The following is a 6358-nucleotide window of genomic DNA, read 5'->3' as shown; positions in this document are numbered from 1 at the left end:
TTCGCCACCAACACTAAAAATTATAGATCCAATTAATTTTACTTGAACCATGCAACGAAACGTTGCCACCAACTTAAAATTGGTTTGTTTTCAACCACCGCTACTGCCGGCACTAATGCTTCACGCTTGCTTTCAGCTAGTCGCATTAATTGGATTTGAGAATTGTTTTGAACTATTGTCCGGTCGGGGCGGGTATAGGTGCCATCAACTTGAAGTTCACGAGCTTTCATAGTGTCAGCTAATTGATAGTCTAAGATCTCGATAATCTGTTTCTCAATTTCTGTTGATAAAATAGGAAACTCAATCTCGACGCGACGAACCATGTTACGCGTCATCATATCGGCTGATGATAGGAATAAATGATGCGCACCATTTCGATTAAAGAAGTAAATTCTAGAATGTTCTAAAAAGCGTCCGACAATACTTCTGACATGAATATTTTCTGAAATGCCTTCTACGCCAGGTTTTAAGCAGCAGATTCCTCGAATAATTAATTCAATTTTTACTCCCGCTTGACTTGCTTGATAAAACTTCTTAATGATTTCTTTATCGGTTAAGGAGTTCATTTTAGCGACAATGCGACCATTACCAAATTGATTTTGGTAGGCAATTTCTTCATCGATATAATCAATTAACGAGTCCCGAATTTCAAAGGGTGACACATGTAAGTGTTTATAATGCGGTCTTTCAGTAAAGCCACTTAAGTGGTTAAAGAATTTGGACGCATCTTCAGTTATTTCTTCATGACAGGTTAAAATTCCCATATCCGTATAAATACGTGCGGTTTTATCATTGTAGTTACCAGTCCCTAAATGGACATAGCGTTGAATTTTATCTTCTTCACGGCGGATGACTAAAGTGATTTTACTATGAGTTTTTAATTCTGATACACCATATAAGACATGGCAACCCGCTTCTTCTAGTTCGCGCGCCCAAAAGACATTGTTCTCTTCGTCAAAGCGCGCCTTTAATTCTACTAAAACGGTGACTTCTTTGCCACGTTCGGCTGCTTGTTTTAAGGCTGCGATAATCGGTGAGTGTTTAGAAACACGGTATAAGGTTTGTTTAATGGCAATTGTCTTTTCGTCATTGGCAGCTGTTTCGATTAAGGAAACAATCGGCTTGAATGAGTCATATGGGTGGTTAAAGAACAAGTCTTTTTCACGAATCGCATCAAATAATTTTTCACCTGTATGTTCAGGATTTAAAAATGGCTCAAATGGTGGATATAAGGCTTCTGGATGGTCGACACCCACTTGATCATGTAATTTAAATAGGAAAGTTAAATCCAATGGTCCTGCAATTTGATATAAGTCAAAATCTTCTAATTGTAAAATATCCATTAAGACATCTAAATGATGGGATTCATAGACTTTTGAAATAGAGGTATCGACTTCAATTCGCACGGCTTCTCCATTTTTACGCTTTTTCAAGGAATCTTCAATCTCAATTATTAAGTCTAAAGCTCCTTCTTCACGAATATCAAAGTCAGCATCACGTGTAATTCTAAAAGGTAATGAGAAATTCACATGATAGCCTTTAAATAATTCATCGATAAAATGGACAATTAAATCTTCAGTGAAAACCAATGTTTTGGTACTGGTATTTTCAATCGTGATATAACGGTCGACAAGATTAGGAATCGGTACAATGGCAGTCATTTGATTGCCTTTTTCATTTTGTAAGCTAACTAAAATATTAATCGCTTTGTTACTTAAATGCGGAAATGGTCGATAAGCATCAATTCCAATAGGGGACAATGTCGGTAAAATTAATTGTCTAAAACGATGCTCCGCTATCACTAATTCTTCTGGTGTTAACTCAGCACTGCGTTTAATTTGATAATCATAAGTAGGTAAAATTTTAACCAGTTCATGATAACGATTATATTGTAATTCAATATTTTTAGCATTCTTTTTACGAATTGCCTGCAATAATTCAAAAGGGGTCATTTGCGTTTTGTTTTCTGCAATTTCGACATTGGCACTATATTGATCATAGACACCAGCCACTCGTATCATGAAAAATTCATCGGCATTTGAACTGGCAATGGCTAAGAAGTTTAATTGTTCTAAAAATGGATTATTTTGATCATAGGCTTCTTCAATCACGCGTTTATTAAAGTCTAACCAGCTTAATTCACGGTTAAAATAATAATCAGGTGAGTCATAAGGATCTTTTACAATAAAGTCGTTCTTTTTAAAAGAATGTTTTTGTATTTTTTCAGATTTTTTTTGACGTTTAGGCATAATAATTCCTTTCTTATCGAACAAATAAAAGTGCTAGAGCTTCGATAGCAATTCTTTAAAATCATATTTTGGTAGATGCTAGTAAGCGAGATGATTCAATCAATAACCAGTTGCTAGTAACCGAGCGGATGATTCAGTCTTTAACCAGTTGTTAGTAACCGAGCGGATGATTCAATCACTAACCAGTTGCTAGTAACCGAGCGGATGATTCAGTCTTTAACCAGTTGTTAGTAATCGTTCAGATGAGTCAATCCATTAACCAGTTGCGACTAGGGGATTGTATTGTTGACTTCAATAAAATTTTAAACACTTATGATTCAAGTTCGACAAATTTTAGTTCTAAATTTCCATCTAAGACGCGGCTTAAATGTTTTAAATGGCGATTGGTACGGTAAGCCTCCGCCACTACTGGGGCGGTATGATAGATGACTAATTGATACTTGTTTTTGGATTTTTTGATAAAGTTTAAATCTTTAATCGGTTGTGTTTGCGAATCATTTAAGGCATCACTTACTTTGATGATTCCTCCTAAAATTAAGAGTTCTTTAATCTCGTCCTCGGTTAACCAATCAGGAAAATCACGTAAGTATCGCATCATCATGGATTTGCTCTTGAAACTACTTAGTAAAGCTAATCGTAAGCGATCATGATGCGAGAAGCCTAATAAATCCATATTGGAAATAATATAGAAGGTATGTTGTGAATCAGCTTCTGAACTGATCATTGAACCAAAGCGATATAAATAGCTGGCAAATTCTAATTCGTTTTTTAGTTGGTCATCGTAGCGAATAACACCAGCTTCACTCAATGCTTGATAAAGTTTAATGGCGTAATTAACCCGCAAAATACTACCCTCAGGTAAAATATTCATCTTATCAGCAACTTGTTGGACCGTTCTTAATTTATTATTGCGTGCATCGATTGGTGAATGATACTGCTCATTAATATAGGTTAGAACAAAACCTTCTCGTAATCCCTGATTCGATAAAATGAAAATCGGAGCTTTGACCATATTTAATAATTCTAAAAAGACAATGTTTGCCGGGATGATGATGTCGACTCGGTCATTGCTCAGACCATCAATATTTCCCATATCGTCTAAATCGGTGGTCATAAATAAATCCAAGGTTTGGTTCAAATTGGCTTCTGTCATATGATAGCCTTGAATTCCCGCAATCGGATAGTCATTTAGACGCTGATGCACATAGGCGATATTACGCGCAGAACCACTCATCGCGACAATTGGCAGTTTGGCTTTTTTCAACCAAGGCAAGCTTTTAAATTGATCGCGTATGTATTTGCGCACCGCTTCAATGGCACTGGCATCATTATGCTTTTTATTTTTGAAAAATTGTTCTTTCAAAGTGACGTTTCCAAAAGGAAAACTATGGAATTGCACCATCTCTTTATTTTTAAAGAGCGTCACTTCACAACTGCCACCCCCGATATCAATGGTAATACCATCTGGTACATCAACGGAATGCAAAATCGCATATTGACCGAAAGTGGCTTCTTGTTCTTCTGATAAAATGGTGACCTCGATGCCCACTTGTTTTTTGACTTGAGCTAAAATATCCTCACGGTTATCAGATTGCCGAATCGCTGCGGTTGCGACCGGGAATAATTTATCAACACCGGCTTTATCAGCCACGATTTTAAAGGACTGTAATACTTCGATTAATAAATCAATTCCAGTTTGGTTCATCAGGACGGATTTTTTGCTTTTTTCTAAGTATTGTGAAAGTCTTGCGGGGGTCTTGATGTTTTGCAATTCAGTGATATTAAATTGACGGTCAATCGCATAAACGACCAGACGGATAGTGTTTGATCCGATATCAATTAACCCAATTTTTTCATTATACATATAGGACTTCCTTTCTGAATAACATTTACAAATCGGTAGTTTGGATAATAAAAAAGTGAGTAATAGCTGCTAACCTTGTAAAGTCTTAAAAATAAATCGTCTTATTTTTATAAACCTTCTTCATTATAACGAAGGCCAGACAGACACTCCATTTAGGATTTGTAAAAAATTTGTAAACATGAAAAATACATGATATTCTTATCTAGAATATATATTATATGGTATTTATTATACCATTATTGAAGGTGGAACTGTATGAAATTTATAACAAAAATGGGATTAGCTGTTTCAACAATCGGATTAGCCATTTTCGCAGCTAATGGTCTCAATCAAAAATTAGTCATTAAACATTATAAATATCAACATCCGAATGTAAACAACGGTGTGAGAGCAGCTGTCATTACCGACTTGCATAGTAATTTAATTGGTGAGGATCAAGCAACCTTGATGTCCTTAATTGACAATGAATTTCCAGATGTAGTCTTTTTAGTTGGCGACATAGTCGATGAAAATTTACCTCAGAGTCATGCGGAATTATTTTTAGATCAAATCGTCGCTAAATACCCAACCTATTATGTAACAGGCAATCATGAAGCTTATACGAAACGAGGCGAACAAGTAAAACAAATGATTGAAGCCAAAGGGATTGAAGTGCTAGCGCAAGAATCAAGTTTATTTACATATAATGATACCACCTTACAAATTACCGGCATTGATGATCCAGAATTTCTTTCTCCGGATATCGCTTTATTCGAAGCAATGCACAATCACCAATCCGGACCCTATGTGAATGTTTTATTAGCCCATCGACCAGAATTAATTGAAGATTACTTAGCTTATCCTTTCGATATTATTTTTAGTAGCCATGCACATGGTGGACAATGGCGTATACCGGGTCTAATGAATGGATTGTACGCACCTCATCAAGGGTTATTTCCCAAATATGCAGGCGGCGAATATAATTTCAATCAAACGAAATTAATTGTCAGTCGTGGCTTAGAAAATCAAAAGTTAGACCATATACCACGCTTCTATAATCGTCCAGAAGTGGTCATTGTTGATTTCTTACCGATGGAGGAGTAAGCAGTTTGATAGGGTTAATAGGTTACCCTTTAGACCAAAGCAAATAATTAATACCAGAAGGTTAATAGCGATAAAGAATCGGCTAAAAAGAATCATCAAAGTCAAAGGTTAATAGCGATAAAAATGAGGCTAAAATGAATCATAAAAGTCAGTGGTCGATAGCGATACATTTACAACCAAAATGAAAAAAGTGAAAACAGAATGTAATAGACCCACGACCAAAAGAAAAGTATAAGCGCAAAATTTATATCACTTCGATCAAAGCGAATCATTTCAATAAAAGTGATAAAATGAATAAATATAAGTGTCATTCAACTAGGTATTTAACGAGCAATAAGTTGAGTTGGCACTGCCTTTTTGTGTCAATAATTAAAGTAGGAAATAGATGAGACTAGATAAATTTTTAATCAAAACATTACAATTAACGAAACATCAACGAAAACGATTGTTAGCTGATCACCAAATCTTAATTGATGGCTACCAAGCTCTTTCACTAAGACAAAATATAGATAGTGAGCTACAAAAAATTACGGTCAAAGGTCAACAAATCGTCAGTCCAACAGAAAAATATTATATGATGTATAAGCCAGAAGGGGTTATTAGTGCTGTTAAAGATGATCAGAAGCAGACGGTAATCGACCTTCTGAGAGCTGAAGATCAAATAGAGGGCCTATATCCTATTGGTCGTTTGGACCGCTATACTAGTGGATTATTATTATTGACGAATAATGGTCCACTGGGCTTTCGCCTATTACATCCGGATTATCATGTGGAGAAGCAGTATCGAGTCAAAGTAAATGGTGATATTAATGAAGAAACGGTCGCAATGTTTGCTAGAGGGGTGATAATCGATCAAGATACCTTATGCAAACCTGCAAAATTGATTATTTTACGTCATTCGCCAACGGAAAGTGAAGCACTGGTTACCATTTCAGAGGGCAAATACCATCAAGTGAAGAAGATGTTTTTAAGTGCAGGAGTCAAAGTAATTGAGCTAGTACGGTTAACCTTTGGCGAGTTCTCACTTGATCAAATGTTAAAACCGGGTGAATATCGCGAACTCAATCAAGATGAACGTCAATTAATTAAACAATATTTATCGGAAGATATTCATATATAATAAACAAAAAAGGATCTATAATTTTTAGTGTTGGTGGCGAAA

At 35.7% G+C, this 6358-nt stretch carries 4 protein-coding genes; 2 read left to right on the top strand and 2 right to left on the bottom strand.

Features of this window, described 5'->3' with window-relative positions:
• Positions 1–38: 38 nt before the first annotated feature.
• Both HMPREF2811_RS03950 and HMPREF2811_RS03945 read right to left on the bottom strand, forming a co-directional pair.
• A complete protein-coding gene (locus tag HMPREF2811_RS03950; RefSeq protein WP_084801926.1) occupies positions 39–2249 on the bottom strand; it encodes an RNA degradosome polyphosphate kinase in 2211 nt (736 codons plus the stop codon).
• 310 nt (positions 2250–2559) lie between these two features.
• On the bottom strand, positions 2560–4113 hold the full coding sequence (locus HMPREF2811_RS03945; protein WP_071408198.1) for a Ppx/GppA family phosphatase: 1554 nt from the start codon (positions 4111–4113) through the stop codon (positions 2560–2562).
• 255 nt (positions 4114–4368) lie between these two features.
• Between HMPREF2811_RS03945 and HMPREF2811_RS03940 the strand changes: the two genes are divergently transcribed.
• Positions 4369–5196: a metallophosphoesterase gene (locus HMPREF2811_RS03940; RefSeq protein WP_071408197.1), complete on the top strand. Its 828-nt coding sequence runs from the start codon at positions 4369–4371 to the stop codon at positions 5194–5196.
• A 385-nt stretch (positions 5197–5581) separates the two neighbouring features.
• Positions 5582–6316 carry a pseudouridine synthase gene (locus HMPREF2811_RS03935; RefSeq protein ID WP_071408196.1) on the top strand — a complete coding sequence of 245 codons (735 nt, stop codon included), beginning with the start codon at positions 5582–5584 and terminating at the stop codon, positions 6314–6316.
• Positions 6317–6358 lie beyond the last annotated feature (42 nt).

This window comes from Globicatella sp. HMSC072A10, from assembly GCF_001811625.1.
Taxonomy (GTDB): domain Bacteria; phylum Bacillota; class Bacilli; order Lactobacillales; family Aerococcaceae; genus Globicatella; species Globicatella sanguinis.
Note: the sequence above shows the minus strand (reverse complement) of the source record. Positions and strands in the feature narration are given on the sequence as shown.